Source organism: Paenibacillus haidiansis (assembly GCF_036553665.1).
Lineage (GTDB): Bacteria > Bacillota > Bacilli > Paenibacillales > Paenibacillaceae > Fontibacillus > Fontibacillus haidiansis.
The window spans coordinates 165,516-181,602 of record NZ_JAZHPZ010000001.1 but is presented as its reverse complement, the minus strand read 5'-3'; the positions used below and the strand labels follow the sequence as shown (position 1 = coordinate 181,602).

The window sequence follows — 16,087 nt, the reverse complement described above, 5'->3', positions numbered from 1 at the left end:
GATTGTGACATCTTTAACGTTTTGGCGGTGGAAGATGTCAGTATTAGCGGTACGGAGGCAAAGGATGAAACCTGATCGCATAACACAATTGGCCCAAAAATATGTCGAATACGACATGATCTCAACATACACGGAGCTTCCGGAATTGCCGGTTCCCCGTGTTCGTTTGCTTTATACGTTTCTAAAGAACCAGGAAAAGGCCAAAGCCCGCGCCGGAGAGACATGCGCCCTGGCCGCTTTTCTCGTTCAGCTTGGCCTGGACACCCATGACCGGATCGATGTCGGGGACAGCGCCAAAGACGAGCGCGCGATGCGTTCCCGTCAATTAAAGGTTCTGGCCGGCGATTATTTCAGCGGCGTATTTTACGATTTGCTCGCCCAAGAGGAACAAATCGATACGGTTTCGGCCATGAGTACGGCGATCTGCGAAGTGAACCGGCTCAAGGTGCGGCTGTATACCGGCCTGAAAAAAATGCTGCTCCCCGCAGAGGAGTATCTGAAGGAATGCGTCCAGTTGAAAATGACGTTGTTCCTTTCTTTTTCCCGTCATTTGGACAAGTCCGTGCAGAACATTTGGAGCCTGCTGCTGGCTGAGCTTAGCCGCTGCGAAGTCATGCTGGACGAGATGAAATACAGTGCCGAATCCCCGCCGGACCGCAAAGGATACGCTTTTTTGCGGATATGGGAGACAGGGACGAACGAAGACAGGGAAATCATTGCCGGCAACAAAATCGGGGAGCGGGAATGGAATTCCCTGCTGTCCAAATACAACATTCGAGAACAGCTCGCGGCGATGCTCCGCCAATCGGCGGAACGGGTCCAGCATCTGGTTCAGGAGTGCCACGGAGACAAGATCCGGGACGAACTGTCCGGCATCCTCGAGCCGATCACGGCCATTCTCTCCGGGCATCGCCGGGCTTGGCAGGAAGGGTAAGGTGAAAGAAATCATATGAGCGCTACCTCCTCCAAACCGAAGGAACAGTTCGTGCATTCCGTATTCGAGAGCATTGCCCCCAAATACGATATCATGAACGATATTTTGAGCTTCCGCCGCCATAAGGCCTGGCGCAAGTTTACGATGAAGAAGATGAACATGTCGCCGGGCGATACGGCGATCGATCTTTGCTGCGGCACATGTGACTGGAGTATCAGCATGGCGGAAGCCAGCGGAGGAACGATCACGGGCCTCGATTTCAGCGAAAATATGCTGAAGATCGGCCGCGGCAAAATTGCCGCACGCGGCCTGGAAAATTCGATCACCCTGGTTCAAGGGAACGCGATGGAGCTGCCTTTCGAGGACAATACGTTTCAATACGCGACGATCGGGTTCGGGCTGAGAAACGTTCCCGACCTGCGCCGGGTGCTCGGCGAAATGAAGCGGGTCGTTAAACCCGGCGGCATGGTCGTCTGTCTTGAACTGTCCAAACCGACCTGGCAGCCGTTTAAAGGCCTTTATTATTTTTATTTCAAACATCTGCTTCCGATGCTGGGCAAATTGATCGCCAAGCGCTATGAACAGTACAAATGGCTGCCGGATTCGCTCGTGTCGTTCCCGGGCCGTGACGAGCTTGCGGATATTTTCCGGGAAACCGGACTTGCCAAAGTCGAAGCGTATCCTTTAACCGGCGGTATCGCCGCTCTGCATATCGGAACGAAGGAGACGCCACATGTTTAAGAAAATCGCAATTTTTCTACAGATGATCAAATTTGAGCATACCGTATTCGCCCTGCCGTTCGCCTTTATGGGCTCGCTGCTCGGCTCGGTGGCGGTCAATCACCACCTGCCGTCCTGGGCGCAGATCGGCTGGGTGCTGCTGGCGATGTTCGGCGCCCGGAGCGCGGCGATGGGGCTTAACCGCCTGATCGACCGGGTCAGCGACGCCAAGAACCCGCGCACGGCAAACCGCGCGATTCCCGCAGGCCTGCTGAAAATCGGCGAGGTAACGGCCTTCGTGATCGTTTCGTTCGCGCTCTTGTTCTGGGCGGCGGCCGAACTGAATTCGCTGGCGATGAAGCTGCTGCCGATCGCGGTAGTTATGCTTGTGCTGTATTCCTACACGAAGCGCTTCACCTGGCTCTGCCACATCGTGCTCGGACTCACCATCGCGCTGGCGCCGCTCGGCGGCTGGGTGGCGGTGGCCGGAAAGGTTGACGCGACCGCCCTGGTGCTGTACTTCACAATCATGTTTTGGGTCGCGGGCTTCGATATCATTTATTCCTGCCAGGACGTGGAGTTCGATACGAAGGAAGGCCTCAACTCGATTCCCGTCCGGTTTGGCGTGGCGAATTCGCTGAAGATCGCCAAGGCTTTTCACATCATCACGGCGATCGGTTATATCGCGCTCTTGTTCATGACGGATTTGGGCTGGTTCTATATCGCCGGAATGCTGATCGCTTACCTGATTCTGTTCTACGAGCACCATATCGTGTCCCCAAGCGATCTTAGCCGGCTGCAGACCGCTTTCTTTACGATGAACGGCGTGCTCAGCATCGTCGTCTTTTCTTTTACGCTGATCGATCTGGTGGTGCGTCATTCCTGATGAACGATTACAAGGGAAAGACGATGGTGGTTGGAATTACCGGGGCGAGCGGGTCCATATATGGCGTTAAGCTTGCGGAATGCCTGCTGAGCCTCGGCATGAACGTACATCTGGTCATATCCAATGCCGGCTGGCGCGTGATCAAAGAGGAGCTGGGCTGGGATGTCGGCGACCGTGAAGGCGTTCTCCGCAAGCATTTCGGCGGTTTTTTCGGCGATTATACCTATCATCCGATCGGGGATATCGGCGCCTCGATCGCCAGCGGCTCTTTTTTGGCGGAAGCCATGATCATTATGCCCTGCTCGATGGGCACGCTCGCTTCGATCGCGAACGGCACGTCGGACAACCTGATGACGCGGGCGGCGGACGTCATGCTGAAGGAGGCAAGGCCGCTCGTGCTGGTTCCGCGCGAGACGCCGCTCCATGCGATTCACTTGGAAAATATGCTGAAGCTGGCAAGGCTTGGGGTACGGATGATTCCGGCCATGCCCGCGTTTTATTTCGGACCGAAAAGCATCGATGATTTGGTTGCTTTTCTGGTGGGTAAAGTACTTGACAACCTGAGAATCGAACACGCTCTCTTTACTAGATGGGGGGATCACAGTGAACAACCGGGAGAATGACGACATCCTCATCGGAAAAATTAAATACACCAACGTTTGGCCGGTTTTTCATTATTTCGAAACCGAGAAATTGTCCAAGCCGGCGACGCTTGTGACGGAGGTTCCGTCCAAGCTGAACCGCAGGATGCTGGAAGGGACTTTGGATCTTTCGCCCGTATCTTCCTTTGCATTCGGTTACGGGTCTGACCGTTTCGTGCTGCTGCCGGAATTGTCCGTCAGCTCCGACGGGCCGGTGAACTCGATTCTACTGTTTTCGCGCAAGCCGCCGGAGGAGATCAGAAACGGGGTCATCGCACTGACGAATACGTCGGCGACATCGGTCAATCTGCTCAAGATCATCATGGAAAAAGCCTATGGTGGCAAACCGGTCTACTGGGACAGCGAACCGGTGCTCGATGCCATGATGGAGCAAAGCGATGCGGCCCTGCTTATCGGCGACCATGCCATCGAAGCCTCCTGGCGGGACCATGGTTATATCGTCACCGATTTGGGGGAAGTCTGGAAAAAGTGGACCGGGTGCAGCATGACCTTCGCCGTTTGGGCGGTACAGAAGACGTTTGCCGAGGCCAATCGAGATTTTCTTCGCGAGTTGACTGAGGCTTTCCAAGCCAGCAAGAACCGCAGCTTGAACGATTTGGCGCCGCTTGTGGCGCAGGCCTGCCGTGAAATCGGCGGGACGCCGGACTACTGGCAGCATTATTTCAGCAACTTGTGTTATGATTTTAATGAGCAGCGGCAGAAAGGATTGGCCTTATATTTTTCCTATGCGCATGAAATGGTGCTGCTGCCGAACGAGGCCATCATCAATATTTGGAGTGACAATAAGCTGACACGGGTGAAAGAATGAAATTAATGGATATTTTCGGCGCGCTAAAAAGGGATATGGATTTTATTGAACGGCAGTTGTACCGGAGCATCGAGGGCGATGATGAACTGCTGAGCGAAACGTCCCTGCATCTTTTGAAAGCGGGGGGGAAAAGGCTGCGGCCCGTCTTTGTGCTGCTCGGCGGGAAATTCGGCGATTATGACCTGGAAAAGCTGCAGCATGTGGCCGTCCCGCTTGAACTGATCCATTCGGCCTCGCTCGTTCACGACGATGTGATCGACGATGCGGGGACGCGCAGGGGCAAGCCGACGGTGAAAGCGAAATGGGACAACAAGATCGCCATGTACACCGGCGATTATATTTATGCCAAGGCGCTGATGCTCGCGACCCAATTGCCGATTCCGCAACTGCACCGGATTTTGGCCAAAGCGATGGTGCAAATGTCGGTCGGAGAGATGGAGCAGATCCGCGATTTCTTCAATACCGATCAATCGGTGCGCAATTATTTGCTGCGCATCCGGCGCAAGACGGCGCTGCTCATCGCGATCAGCTGCCAGCTAGGGGCGCTGGCCGCGGGAGCGCCGGCCAAGACCCATTCCCTGCTGTACCGCTACGGATACAATGTCGGGATGGCGTTCCAAATCCGCGACGATCTGCTGGACCTGTGCGGTACGGAGCAGGCGATCGGCAAGCCGCCGGGCAGTGATATGCGTCAAGGCAACATTACCTTGCCGGTCATTTACGCGCTGCAGGAACCCGGGCTCAAGGAGCCGCTGCTCCGGGAAATCGCGGCGATCCGGGAAGAAGGGTCGGGGGCCGACGCTTCCCGGGCGATCAGGATGATAGTGTCGAGCCCCGGAATCGAGCGGGCGGAGCGGCTGGCCGACCGGTTCATCGGCAAGGCGCTGGATGCGCTGGAGGGGCTGCCGGAGAGCAAATCGCGGACCCACCTGAAAGAGATTGCGCTTTTTGTGAATAAACGCTCCTATTGAAGCTTATCATCGGGAGGTTTTTTTGGTAGAATACGCATAAAACAGCCTTAAAGTGCGGTTTACCGATGCAGGGCTCCGCACCATCTGTTAAAAGCTAGCGCAAAATCGGAGGAGAACGATGGAACGTACATTTTTGATGGTTAAACCTGACGGCGTACAGCGCGGTTTGATCGGCAGAATTATCGGCCGCTTTGAGGATAAGGGCTTCAAACTCGTGGCGGGCAAGCTAGTGCAGGTTAGCGAAGAGCAAGCCAAGAGGCATTATGCGGAACATGAGGGCAAACCTTTTTTTGACAGTCTGATCGGATTTCTTACCTCAGGCCCGGTGTTTGCCATGGTTTGGGAAGGGGACGACGTCATCGCGCTGTCCCGGATGGTCATCGGGAAGACGAAGGTAACGGAAGCCGCCCCCGGCACGATCCGCGGCGATTTCGCGGCGCACACGCCGTTTAATCTCATTCACGGTTCCGACAGTCCCGAGAGCGCGGAGCGCGAAATCGCCAACTTCTTTGCACCGCATGAGCTGGTAAGCTATGCGAAGAGTATCGCCCCATGGATCTGATCCGTACGGGCGCAGCGGCGGCGCCGAACGGGGGAACGGCGCCGGGAGCGGCCGATTCCGATTATACCGGTTTCATCCAAAGCATCAAGAAAAGCACCGGGATCGATCTGGCCCAATATAAGGAAGCCCAGATGAAGCGGCGGCTTACGACGCTCCGCAACAAGAACGGGTATTCTTCCTTTGATGCTTTTTACCATGCGATGATGCAGGACAAGAAGCTTTTCTATGAATTCCTGGACAAGATGACGATTAACGTGTCCGAATTCTGGCGCAATCCGAACCGTTGGGAAGTACTGAGGGACTCGGTGCTGCCGGGGATTGCGGCCGGGAAACCTCGGCTCAGAATCTGGAGCGCGGCTTGCTCTACCGGCGAAGAGCCGTATACGCTGTCCATGATTCTAGCCGATAAGGGACTGCTGAATAATACATACTTGCTCGCGACCGACATCGACGAAGGAGCCCTGTCCAAAGCGGCGGAAGCCCTGTATCTTGAACGATCGCTGAAAGACGTGCCGCCGGATGTGGCCAAGCGGTATTTCAAGCAGGAGGGTGCGATGTTCCGCTTCGACGCGAGCCTGAAAAAAGCGGTGACCTTCAAAAAGCAGAATTTGCTGCTCGATACGTTTGAAGACAATTTCGACCTGATCGTCTGCCGCAATGTGATGATCTATTTTACCGAAGAGGCCAAGCACGCCTTGTACCACAAATTTGCCGGTGCGCTGCGCCCGGGCGGAATTCTATTTGTCGGAAGCACCGAGCAGATCTTTTCTCCGTCCCAATACGGCTTGGAGCCGGCCGAGACTTTCTTTTACCGCAAAAAGACGTAACCCGCGAAGGTATATTCCCGCTTCCGTTTCCCAATAATGACAATCAACAGGCTTAGGGAGGCAGGCATATGGACAAAAGAAAGGTGATCGAGGCTTATCGCCGCGGGTTCCTCACATTGCAGGAGTGCGCGCAGATTCTTGGTGTGGAAAAGACGCAGATCATAGACATTCTGGACCACGCTGCGACCGAAATGCAGAGGAGTCAGCACGAAGACCACCGGCATGCTACCGGCAATCTGTGAGCCCGATTTTTTATATACAAATGGATGACGTAATTAGATAGTCACCCAATAGTGAGGAATGCACTTGAACCGAAGAGAATAACCCGTTCCCTAGGCGCTACCTGGGCGGGTTATTTTCGTTTATTCAGAGGAATCTTGAATCATCGCGTGACAGAACGTATACTCAAATATTATAATGAGCGGAGAGGATTTTAGCTCTTTACAGTTTAGCAGTTTAAAGGGGGAACGCACCATGAGTTTACGATACCTAACCGCAGGGGAGACGCACGGTCCCCAGCTTACCGCGATTATCGAAGGTTTGCCGAGCAATCTGCAGCTCGATTTTGAGGCGCTTAATTTTGAACTGGCCCGCCGTCAGAAAGGATACGGCAGAGGCCGGCGGATGCAGATCGAGAAGGACACGGCGCAAATTGTCGGCGGCGTACGTCACGGTTACACGACCGGCGCTCCGGTGGCGCTCGTCGTCGCCAACAATGACTGGACGCACTGGCGCAACATTATGAATATCGAACCTATAGAAGGAACGGATGAAGAGAAGCGCCGCGTGCACCGGCCGCGTCCCGGCCATGCCGATTTGAACGGCGGTTTGAAATACAACTTGAAGGATCTGCGCAATGTGCTGGAGCGCTCCAGCGCCCGCGAGACCGCGATCCGGGTGGCGGTCGGAGCGGTCGCCAAGCAGTTCCTGGCTAAATTCGGCATCAACATCGCCGGCCAGGTGATCCGGATCGGCGAGATCGAAGCTCCTCCGCACAATTTGTCGCTGGAGGAACTGGCCAAGGTGACGGAAGCTTCATCCGTGCGCGTGGCCGATCCCGAGACCGAGAAAAAGATGGAGGCCTATATCGACCGGATTAAAGAGGAAGGCGACTCCATCGGCGGAATTGTGGAATGTATCGTGGAAGGCGTGCCGGTCGGGCTCGGCAGCCATGTCCAATACGACCGCAAGCTGGACGGACGCATCGCCCAAGCCGTCATGTCGATCAACGCGTTCAAGGGCGTGGAGATCGGGATCGGCTTTGAAGCCGGCAAGCTGCCGGGCTCCAAGGTTCATGACGAGATCCTGTACAGCGAAGAGCGCGGATACTACCGGGCCAGCAATCGCTTGGGCGGATTCGAGGGCGGGATGACCAACGGTATGCCTATCGTGGTACGCGGCGTCATGAAGCCGATTCCTACGCTGTACAAACCGCTGCAAAGCGTGGATATCGACACCAAGGAGCCGTTCTCTGCCCAGGTTGAGCGTTCCGATGCCTGCGCCGTCCCGGCGGCCAGCGTGGTGCTGGAGCATGTCGTCGCCTGGGAAGTGGCCAAAGCGTTCCTGGAGAAATTCGGGGGCGATTCGATGGAGGAGATCGAACGCAATTTCGAGAGCTACAAAGCTCAACTGGAGGCCTACTGATGCGGACGCTTCAAGTGGATTTGGGGGAACGATCCTATCCCATCTATATCGGCGGCGGGCTGCTGAGCCAGGCGGGAGATTATTTTGCGCGCCACGGCCTCAGTGCCAAGAGCCCGGTGCTTATCGTCACGGACGATAATGTGGCGCCGCTTCATCTGAAACAGGTGGAGGAATCGCTTCGTCAGGCCGGCTACAGTACGGTCGTCAAGATTGTTCCGGCCGGAGAGAAGTCGAAATCGCTGGACGTCTTTGAAGATGTCATGACGGCGGCAATCGAAGGTGGGCTGGACCGTAAATCGGCGGTCGTGGCCCTCGGCGGCGGGGTCGTCGGCGATTTGGCCGGGTTCGTGGCGGCGTCCTACATGCGCGGCGTCCCGTTCGTGCAGATGCCCACGACGATTTTGGCCCACGACAGCAGCGTCGGCGGCAAGGTCGCGGTCAACCACCGGCTGGCGAAAAATATGATCGGCGCTTTTTATCAGCCGGAAATGGTGCTGTATGATGTGGATACCTTACAGACGCTTCCCGAACGCGAAGTGCGCGCGGGGCTTGCCGAAGTCGTCAAGCACGGGCTGATCTGGGATGAAGCATTCACATCCTGGTGCCGAGAGCACACCGCCGAGCTGCTTGCCCTGGATCCGGAAGCACTGGGATATGCCCTGACGAAGGGCTGCGAGATCAAGGCTCATGTCGTTTCCCGCGATGAACGGGAGAACGGCCTGCGGGCGATCCTGAATCTGGGCCATACGATCGGGCATGCGATCGAAGCGATTGCGGGCTACGGCGAGTACTTGCACGGCGAAGCGATTTCGATCGGCATGGCCGCGGCGGCGCTGATTTCCGTAAACCGCGGCGCGGACCGGTCCTTGTACGAAGAAACGACCTCGATTTTACGGGGCTTCGGTTTGCCGACGATCATGCCGGAGCAGTTGGATGAAGACAAGATCATCGGCGCGATGATGCACGACAAGAAGTTTAAGGAGCAACAGCTCGTATTTATATTGCCTAAGTCGATAGGGAAAGTGGAGATTGTATCGGATGTGAAGGTGGAGGAAGTCCGCCGGGTCATCAGGGAACTGAAAGAGGAGGGACAGCATGTATAACCGGGGGATTCGCGGGGCTACGACGGTATCCCGCAACGAAGAAACGGAGATCCTGGAGGCAACCGCGTCGCTGCTGAAAGAAATCGTCGTCCGGAATGAGATTGTACCGGAGGATATCGGCAGCGTATGGATCACGGTTACGCCGGATCTCGACGCGACCTTTCCGGCGCGGGCGATCCGCGCGCTCAGCGGCTGGGATATGGTTCCGCTCATGTGTTCTACGGAAATTCCGGTGAAGGGCGGACTGGCCAAATGCATCCGCTTGCTGGTCCAGGTGAACACGAACAAGGGGCAGCGGGAAATGATCCATGTTTATCTCAACGGCGCGCAAATTTTGCGCCCGGATCTGAGCGTCTCGGAACCGCAATGATTTGACAGCCTGCAAATCGGCTGTTGCCAAACAGGCGGGTCTTAAGGTATAGTAATTTTAAGATTTCGGAGCGAATGATAGTCGCGGTCGGCAGGAGTGCCGATCGGACGCAAACGTTCCGGCGAGTTTATAGCTGAGTAGAGTTTAGCTGAGTTGAGCAGAGCCGAGCCGAGAATTGTCCTGACCTGATGGGTTGTAAAACATCTGGTCGGCGCTTTCAAGCATACGCGGTATCAGGGATTCTATCCTGATTTCATAGCGTATCGCCGCGCCGTATACAGGACATATCCGTGATTATACTGCGAATGAAGCAAACCTCTACTTCGGTAGAGGTTTTTTTGTTATATATCGACGAAAAGGAAGTGAGCTTGTATGACAACCCCGCAAGTAGAACAGGTCATCGCGATGGCGAAGGACTACAATCTGATTCCGGTCGTCCGGACGCTGCTCGCCGATTTGGAAACCCCCATCCGTATCTTCCGCCGGATCGCCCGGCGGGAGCGGGCATTTTTGCTGGAAAGCGTAGAGGGCGGCGTAAATTGGGGCCGTTATTCGTTCATCGGCACCGATCCGTTCCTGATGATGTCGGCGAAGAAGGGCGAGGTTGTCATGGAGCGCCGGGGCGTCAGAGAGACGTTCCGATCCTCAAAGCCCGTGGACGAGTTGAAGGCGGTACTGCGGAGCTACCGCAGTCCCGAGCTTCCGGAGATGCCGCCGTTTACCGGCGGGGCAATCGGTTTTTTCGGCTATGATGTGCTGCAATATTACGAAAAGCTTCCCGCTCACCGGGTCGATGACCTCGGAATGCAGGATATGCAATTCATGTTTTGCGACCAGGTGATCGTGTTCGACCACGTCAAACAACGGATTATGCTCGTGGCCAATGTGCATATCGCCGACGGCGACCGGGATGGAGATATTCGCCTGGCTTACGGCGAAGCGGAGCGGAAGCTGGATGAGCTCGCGAAGCTGCTGCAGCAGGAGGGAGCCGGCGAGCCCTTTAACTCGCGGCCGCTGCCGGGAAACGTGGAGCTCGGGAAGATCGCTTCGAATCTGACGAAAGAGCAATTTATCGCCAATGTGGAAAAAGGCAAGGAATATATCCGGGCCGGCGATATTTTTCAGGTGGTGCTGTCCCAGCGCTTCCATATTGAAACCGAGGTGGACCCGCTTCATGTATACCGGGTGCTTCGGACGATGAATCCCTCGCCGTACATGTATTACCTCAAGATGGACGATGAAATTATCGTCGGGACTTCTCCCGAATTGCTGGTAAAGGTGGAAGGGGACCGGGTTGAGACCCGGCCGATCGCCGGCACCCGGCCGCGCGGAGCCGCCGAAACGGAAGACAAGGCGCTGGAAGCCGACTTGCTGCAAGATGAAAAAGAACGTGCCGAACATCTTATGCTTGTGGATCTCGGCCGCAATGATCTCGGCCGGGTATCCCAATTCGGGACGGTCAAATGCGATTCTTTTATGCAGATCGAGCGCTACTCGCATGTCATGCATATGGTTTCGAAGGTATCCGGCAAGCTGGCGGAAGACAAAGATTTCTTCGACGCCTTCCTTTCCTGCCTGCCGGCCGGAACCGTATCCGGCGCGCCGAAGCTGCGGGCGATGGAGATCATCGCCGAGCTGGAGAACGAAGCGCGCGGCACGTACGCCGGGGCGATCGGCTATCTCGGATTTTCCGGGAATATGGACTCCTGCATCACGATCCGCACGATCGTGTTCAAGCACGGCAAAGCTTACGTGCAGGCCGGGGGCGGCATCGTCTGGGATTCCGTGCCGGAGAACGAGTATCAGGAATCGGTCAATAAGGCGAAGGCGCTCTTGACCGCGATCCGGACGGCGGAGGCGATGTTTCCGTCCAAGCCGAAAGGCGAAGGCATGATCAATCAGGACTACCTTTACGAATATACCCCGAAAGGCTAAAGAGAGGAGAAGGATGATGAACGGACAGGAAACGGTACAAAAAGGACTCGGCCGCCTGATCGAAGGGCGGGATTTGGATCGGCAGGAAGCGCGGAGCGTGATGGAGGCGATTATGGGCGGCGAGGCGACGGCCGCACAGATCGGCGGGCTGCTGACCGCGCTGCGAATCAAAGGCGAAACGGTGGATGAAATCACCGGGTTTGCCGAAGCGATGCGCATGTACGCAAGCCGCATGGACACGGAGACGCGGGAACTGCTGGACACATGCGGAACGGGCGGTTCCGGCATCCATAAATTCAATATCTCCACGACTTCGGCGATCGTCGCCGCCTCGGTCTCCGCGCGGGTGGCGAAGCACGGCAACCGTTCGGCCTCGGGCCGGGCGGGCAGTGCCGACGTGCTGGAGGCGCTGGGCGTGAATATTCAGCTTTCCGCGGAGCAAGCCAAACGGTGCCTGGACGAGATCGGCATCTGCTTCCTGTTCGCGCAGCTGTACCATCCTTCCATGCGACATGCGGCCGCGCCCCGTAAAGAACTCGGCGTAAGAACGGTGTTCAATATGCTGGGGCCGCTGACGAACCCGGCGGGTGCGGACCGCCAGGTGCTCGGCATTTACGACCGCAGCAAGACGGAAACGATCGCCAAGGTGCTGCGGGAGCTCGGCTCCAAGCGGGCGATGGTCGTTACCAGCGCCGAGGGCCTGGACGAGATCAGCATCTCGTCGTCAACCACTGTGTCCGAACTGAAGGACGGAGAAGTGAAGACTTACGAGCTGACGCCCGAGGCGCTTGGCCTGAAGACTTATCCGCTTACGGAAATGCTCGGTGGAGATCCCGCGTTGAACGCCGCGATTATCCGGCGCGTTCTTCAAGGGGAGCGGGGGGCGTACCGCGATGTGGTGCTCGCCAATGCGGGGGCGTGCATCTATGTTTCCGGCCTTGCGGACAGCATCCGCGAAGGGGTCGCCATCGCCGCGGAATCAATCGATTCCGGCAAAGCGCAGGCCAAATTGGAGCAATTAATTCAAACAACGGGGGAACTCAGCTATGTATCTTGATCGGATTGTAGAGACGAAGCGCCGGGAGGTCGAAGACCTGGCGGCGCGATTTTCGCTGAAGGAGGCGGAGCGCGGCATTTCGGCGATGGAGCCGACACGCGGCTTTCACCGGGCATTGACGTCGGGCCGGAAGCGGGAGCTTGGCCTGATCGCCGAAGTGAAGAAGGCTTCGCCGTCCAAAGGGCTGATCCGGCCGGACTTTCACCCGGTCGAAATCGCCCAGAGCTATGTTGATGCAGGCACCGATTGCATATCCGTTCTGACCGACGAGACATACTTCCAGGGCAGCGCGGCGTACTTGCGGGCGATTCGCGCCGCCGTCAACGTTCCTTTGCTGCGCAAGGATTTCATCATCGACGAGCGGCAAATTTACGAGGCGCGCCTGATGGGGGCGGACGCCGTGCTGTTGATTGCCGCGATTTTGAGCGACGATCAACTTCGGGACTATTTGCGCACGGCTACGGCCCTCGGTTTGGACGCCCTGCTGGAGGTCCACGACCGGGAGGAGCTGGAGCGCACGCTGGCGCTCGGGGATGCCAAGCTGATCGGGATCAACAACCGCAATTTGCGCACCTTCGAAACGTCGCTGACGACTACCTCAGCTTTGGCGGAGCTTGTGCCCTCGGATGTGACGCTGATTAGCGAAAGCGGAATCCGCACGCGGGCGGATATCGAATTTTTGCTCGGCGCAGGAGCAAAAGGCGTGCTGATCGGGGAGACGTTTATGCGAAAAGAGCGGGTGGAAGAGGGAGTTTACGAGCTGATGGGGCCGGCAATGCAGGAGGGCGGCGCCGCTGGCGATGGGCGCGATCTCGAAAGCCGCAATCTCAAGAAGCTTACTTCCGCAGAGCCCGATCCCGAAGGGAGTTTGCCCAGCCATGGTTGAAACGGCCGTAAAAATTTGTGGACTTCAAAGCGTTGAAGTGCTAAAATCTATGATAAACTTGCCGGTTGATTATATCGGATTCGTGTTCGCAAGGAGCAAGCGGCGGGTGAGTGCTGCGCAGGCTGCCGAATTGGCCTCGGTGTTATGCGAATGGCAAAGCGGCAAAATTCCGGAGAGCGTCGGCGTATTTGTGGACCCCTCGATGGAAGAGCTGGCGGACATTTTGTCCGTGGCTCCGCTGGATATCGTGCAGCTCCATGGCTCGGAAAGTCCGGAGTTTTGCCGGCAGATCAAGGAAATGTTCGGTGTGAAAATATTTAAAGCCTTCTCCGTGAAGCCGGACGGAAGTCTGCACGGAGGCAAGGCGGTTGACGCATATGAGAAAGTCATCGACGGGCTGCTGCTCGATACTTACGATCCGCTGTACGGCGGGGGCTCGGGAGTTTCGTTCGCTTGGGAACAGGCCGCGCCGTACCGGGCGTGGGCCAAGGAGCGGGGGATCTTTTTTCTGGCCGCCGGCGGTTTGAATCCCGGGAATGTGGGAGAATTGATCGGCGCCATGTCTCCCGACGGCGTGGACGTATCGAGCGGCGTAGAGACCGGCGGAGTGAAAGATATAGGCAAAATCGCAGCATTCGTGGAGAGGGTGAAAGGGAAGATGACAGGAAGACAGCAAGTGCCTGACGAATACGGCCGCTTCGGTCCGTTCGGAGGCCGTTATGTGCCGGAAACGTTGATGAACGCTTTGATCGAGCTGGAGGAGTCTTACGGGAAGTTCAAGGACGATCCCGAGTTTCAGGCGGAAATCGATTATTTGCTGAAGCAGTATTCGGGCCGGGAAACGCCGCTGTATTACGCGGAACGGCTGACCGAGCATCTGGGCGGGGCGAAGATTTATTTGAAGCGCGAGGATCTGAACCATACCGGGGCCCATAAAATCAACAATGCGATCGGCCAAGGCATATTGGCCAAGCGGATGGGTAAACGGAAGGTGATCGCCGAGACGGGGGCCGGACAGCACGGGGTGGCTACGGCAACAGTGGCCGCTTTGCTTGGCCTGGAATGCAAAGTGTTCATGGGCGAAGAGGATACGAAGCGCCAGCAGCTCAACGTGTTCCGGATGAAGCTGCTCGGAGCGGAAGTCGTGCCGGTTCTCTCTGGTACCCGCACCTTGAAGGATGCCTGCAACGAGGCGCTGCGTTACTGGGTCAGCAATGTGCAGGACACGTTTTACATCCTCGGCTCCGCGACCGGCCCCCATCCTTACCCGATGATGGTCCGCAATTTCCAGCGGATTATCGGCGACGAGACGCGCCGGCAAATTCTCGAAGCGGAAGGGCGGCTGCCGGATATGCTGATCGCCGCCGTCGGCGGGGGAAGCAACGCGATCGGGATGTTCTATCCATTTGTCGAGGACGCTTCCGTCAAGCTGGTCGGCGTGGAGGCGGCGGGTAAAGGCGTGGACACGGAATTTCACGCGGCGACGATGACCAAAGGAACCAAAGGCGTGTTCCAGGGTTCCTTGAGTTATCTGCTCCAGGACGCTTACGGACAGGTGCAGCCGGCCCATTCGATCTCGGCGGGGCTGGATTATCCGGGCATCGGGCCCGAGCATTCCTACTTAAAGGATATCAACCGGGCGGTATACTACCCGATCACCGACCGCGAGGCGCTGGACGCCTTGCAGCTGCTCAGCCGCCAGGAGGGCATTATCCCCGCGCTGGAATCCGCGCATGCGGTCGCCCAGGCGGTCAAGCTGGCCCCGCAAATGGGCAAAGACGAATTGATCGTCATCTGCCTGTCCGGACGCGGCGATAAGGACGTCGAGTCGATTATGGCTTATACCGAAGGAGGCGCTGAGCTATGAACGGGGCTGCGGTGAATTTGTTGGAAGCGAAGTTTACGAAACTGAAAGCCGAAGGGCAAACGGCGCTGATTCCGTTTATTACGGTCGGTGATCCCGATCCAGAGACAACGGTTGATATAATCGTAGAATTGGAGCGTGCCGGCGCGGACATCCTTGAACTCGGCGTGCCGTACTCCGATCCGCTCGCGGACGGCCCGGTGATCCAGCGCGCTTCGGAGCGCGCCCTCGTTCGCCGGATCACCATAGAGACCTGCATCGCTACGGCCGTGAAAGCCAGGGAGCGCGGCGTGACTATGCCGTTCGTGCTGTTCACCTACTATAATCCGGTGCTGCAAACCGGCTTGGAACGGTTCTTCCGTATGCTGCAGGAAGCCGGCATCAGCGGCCTCATCATTCCCGATCTTCCCTTTGAGGAGGCGGAAGAAGTATTGCTATTGGCCGACCGGGCGAATGTGCAGCTTGTGCCGCTCGTGGCGCCCACGTCGAACAACCGGATCGAAAAAATATTGTCGCGCGCCCGGGGCTTCATCTATTGCGTCTCTTCTCTGGGAGTAACCGGGGAGCGGAGCTCTTTTCACCGGCAGGTGGATGAGTTTATTCTCTCGGTGAAAGCCCGGACCGACTTGCCGGTCGCCGTCGGCTTCGGCATTTCGAGTACGGAGCAGGTCGAACGGTTTGCACAAATCTGCGACGGCGTCGTCGTAGGCAGCGCCATCGTACGCAAGATCGAGGAAAGTCTGCCGCTCCTGACAAACGAAGCCGCCAAGGAGCAAGGATTGTTGCAAATCCGTGACTTTGTGGCACAATTAAAGATAAATCATTAGCCAAAACCGAGACATGGGCTCGGGTTTGCTT

Annotated in this window: 17 protein-coding genes and 1 pseudogene; all 18 read left to right on the top strand. The window is 56.9% G+C overall.

All coding sequences use genetic code 11. The features are described from left to right. Positions 1-64: 64 nt before the first annotated feature. The 18 genes and pseudogenes from V3851_RS00840 to trpA all read left to right on the top strand — a co-directional run bounded on the left by V3851_RS00840 (position 65) and on the right by trpA (position 16,056). Positions 65-934, top strand: a complete 870-nt coding sequence (locus tag V3851_RS00840) for a heptaprenyl diphosphate synthase component 1 (protein ID WP_331844597.1) — start codon at positions 65-67, stop codon at positions 932-934. 15 nt (positions 935-949) lie between these two features. Next, positions 950-1,675 (top strand): demethylmenaquinone methyltransferase, encoded by a 726-nt coding sequence (locus V3851_RS00835; RefSeq protein WP_331844596.1) that lies wholly within the window; start codon positions 950-952, stop codon positions 1,673-1,675. Continuing rightward, positions 1,668-2,540 (top strand): UbiA-like polyprenyltransferase, encoded by an 873-nt coding sequence (locus V3851_RS00830; protein WP_331844595.1) that lies wholly within the window; start codon positions 1,668-1,670, stop codon positions 2,538-2,540. The genes V3851_RS00835 and V3851_RS00830 overlap by 8 nt, the downstream gene beginning before the upstream one ends. After that, positions 2,540-3,163 carry a UbiX family flavin prenyltransferase gene (locus V3851_RS00825; RefSeq protein WP_331844594.1) on the top strand — a complete coding sequence of 208 codons (624 nt, stop codon included), beginning with the start codon at positions 2,540-2,542 and terminating at the stop codon, positions 3,161-3,163. Before V3851_RS00830 ends, V3851_RS00825 begins: the two co-directional genes overlap by 1 nt. Continuing rightward, positions 3,144-4,010 carry a menaquinone biosynthetic enzyme MqnA/MqnD family protein gene (locus V3851_RS00820; protein WP_331844593.1) on the top strand — a complete coding sequence of 289 codons (867 nt, stop codon included), beginning with the start codon at positions 3,144-3,146 and terminating at the stop codon, positions 4,008-4,010. Before V3851_RS00825 ends, V3851_RS00820 begins: the two co-directional genes overlap by 20 nt. Then, a complete protein-coding gene (locus V3851_RS00815; RefSeq protein ID WP_331844592.1) occupies positions 4,007-4,981 on the top strand; it encodes a polyprenyl synthetase family protein in 975 nt (324 codons plus the stop codon). Before V3851_RS00820 ends, V3851_RS00815 begins: the two co-directional genes overlap by 4 nt. Before the next feature lie 118 nt (positions 4,982-5,099). Continuing rightward, positions 5,100-5,543, top strand: a complete 444-nt coding sequence (gene ndk / locus V3851_RS00810) for a nucleoside-diphosphate kinase (protein ID WP_331844591.1) — start codon at positions 5,100-5,102, stop codon at positions 5,541-5,543. Beyond that, on the top strand, positions 5,534-6,370 hold the full coding sequence (locus V3851_RS00805; protein ID WP_331844590.1) for a CheR family methyltransferase: 837 nt from the start codon (positions 5,534-5,536) through the stop codon (positions 6,368-6,370). Before ndk ends, V3851_RS00805 begins: the two co-directional genes overlap by 10 nt. Positions 6,371-6,438: 68 nt before the next feature. Beyond that, positions 6,439-6,612: a hypothetical protein gene (locus V3851_RS00800; protein ID WP_331844589.1), complete on the top strand. Its 174-nt coding sequence runs from the start codon at positions 6,439-6,441 to the stop codon at positions 6,610-6,612. 232 nt (positions 6,613-6,844) lie between these two features. Further along, positions 6,845-8,014 carry a chorismate synthase gene (gene aroC / locus V3851_RS00795; protein WP_331844588.1) on the top strand — a complete coding sequence of 390 codons (1,170 nt, stop codon included), beginning with the start codon at positions 6,845-6,847 and terminating at the stop codon, positions 8,012-8,014. Further along, on the top strand, positions 8,014-9,117 hold the full coding sequence (gene aroB, locus V3851_RS00790) for a 3-dehydroquinate synthase (protein ID WP_331844587.1): 1,104 nt from the start codon (positions 8,014-8,016) through the stop codon (positions 9,115-9,117). The genes aroC and aroB overlap by 1 nt, the downstream gene beginning before the upstream one ends. After that, on the top strand, positions 9,110-9,487 hold the full coding sequence (gene aroH, locus V3851_RS00785; protein ID WP_331844586.1) for a chorismate mutase: 378 nt from the start codon (positions 9,110-9,112) through the stop codon (positions 9,485-9,487). Before aroB ends, aroH begins: the two co-directional genes overlap by 8 nt. A gap of 372 nt (positions 9,488-9,859) precedes the next feature. Continuing rightward, the gene (trpE, locus tag V3851_RS00780) at positions 9,860-11,422 is read left to right on the top strand and encodes an anthranilate synthase component I (protein WP_331844585.1); all 1,563 of its coding nucleotides are present in this window, start codon (positions 9,860-9,862) and stop codon (positions 11,420-11,422) included. A 16-nt stretch (positions 11,423-11,438) separates the two neighbouring features. Then, a complete protein-coding gene (trpD, locus tag V3851_RS00775; protein ID WP_331845232.1) occupies positions 11,439-12,479 on the top strand; it encodes an anthranilate phosphoribosyltransferase in 1,041 nt (346 codons plus the stop codon). Continuing rightward, complete coding sequence (gene trpC / locus V3851_RS00770) at positions 12,469-13,365, top strand: indole-3-glycerol phosphate synthase TrpC (protein ID WP_331844584.1); 897 nt, start codon at positions 12,469-12,471, stop codon at positions 13,363-13,365. Before trpD ends, trpC begins: the two co-directional genes overlap by 11 nt. After that, a pseudogene (locus V3851_RS00765) lies at positions 13,280-13,996 on the top strand (phosphoribosylanthranilate isomerase); the annotation flags it as partial. The gene trpC and the pseudogene V3851_RS00765, both read left to right, overlap by 86 nt. 27 nt (positions 13,997-14,023) lie before the next feature. Then, positions 14,024-15,232, top strand: a complete 1,209-nt coding sequence (gene trpB / locus V3851_RS00760) for a tryptophan synthase subunit beta (RefSeq protein ID WP_331845231.1) — start codon at positions 14,024-14,026, stop codon at positions 15,230-15,232. Between the two features lie 11 nt (positions 15,233-15,243). Continuing rightward, complete coding sequence (trpA, locus tag V3851_RS00755) at positions 15,244-16,056, top strand: tryptophan synthase subunit alpha (RefSeq protein ID WP_331845230.1); 813 nt, start codon at positions 15,244-15,246, stop codon at positions 16,054-16,056. The last annotated feature ends 31 nt before the right edge of the window (positions 16,057-16,087 follow it).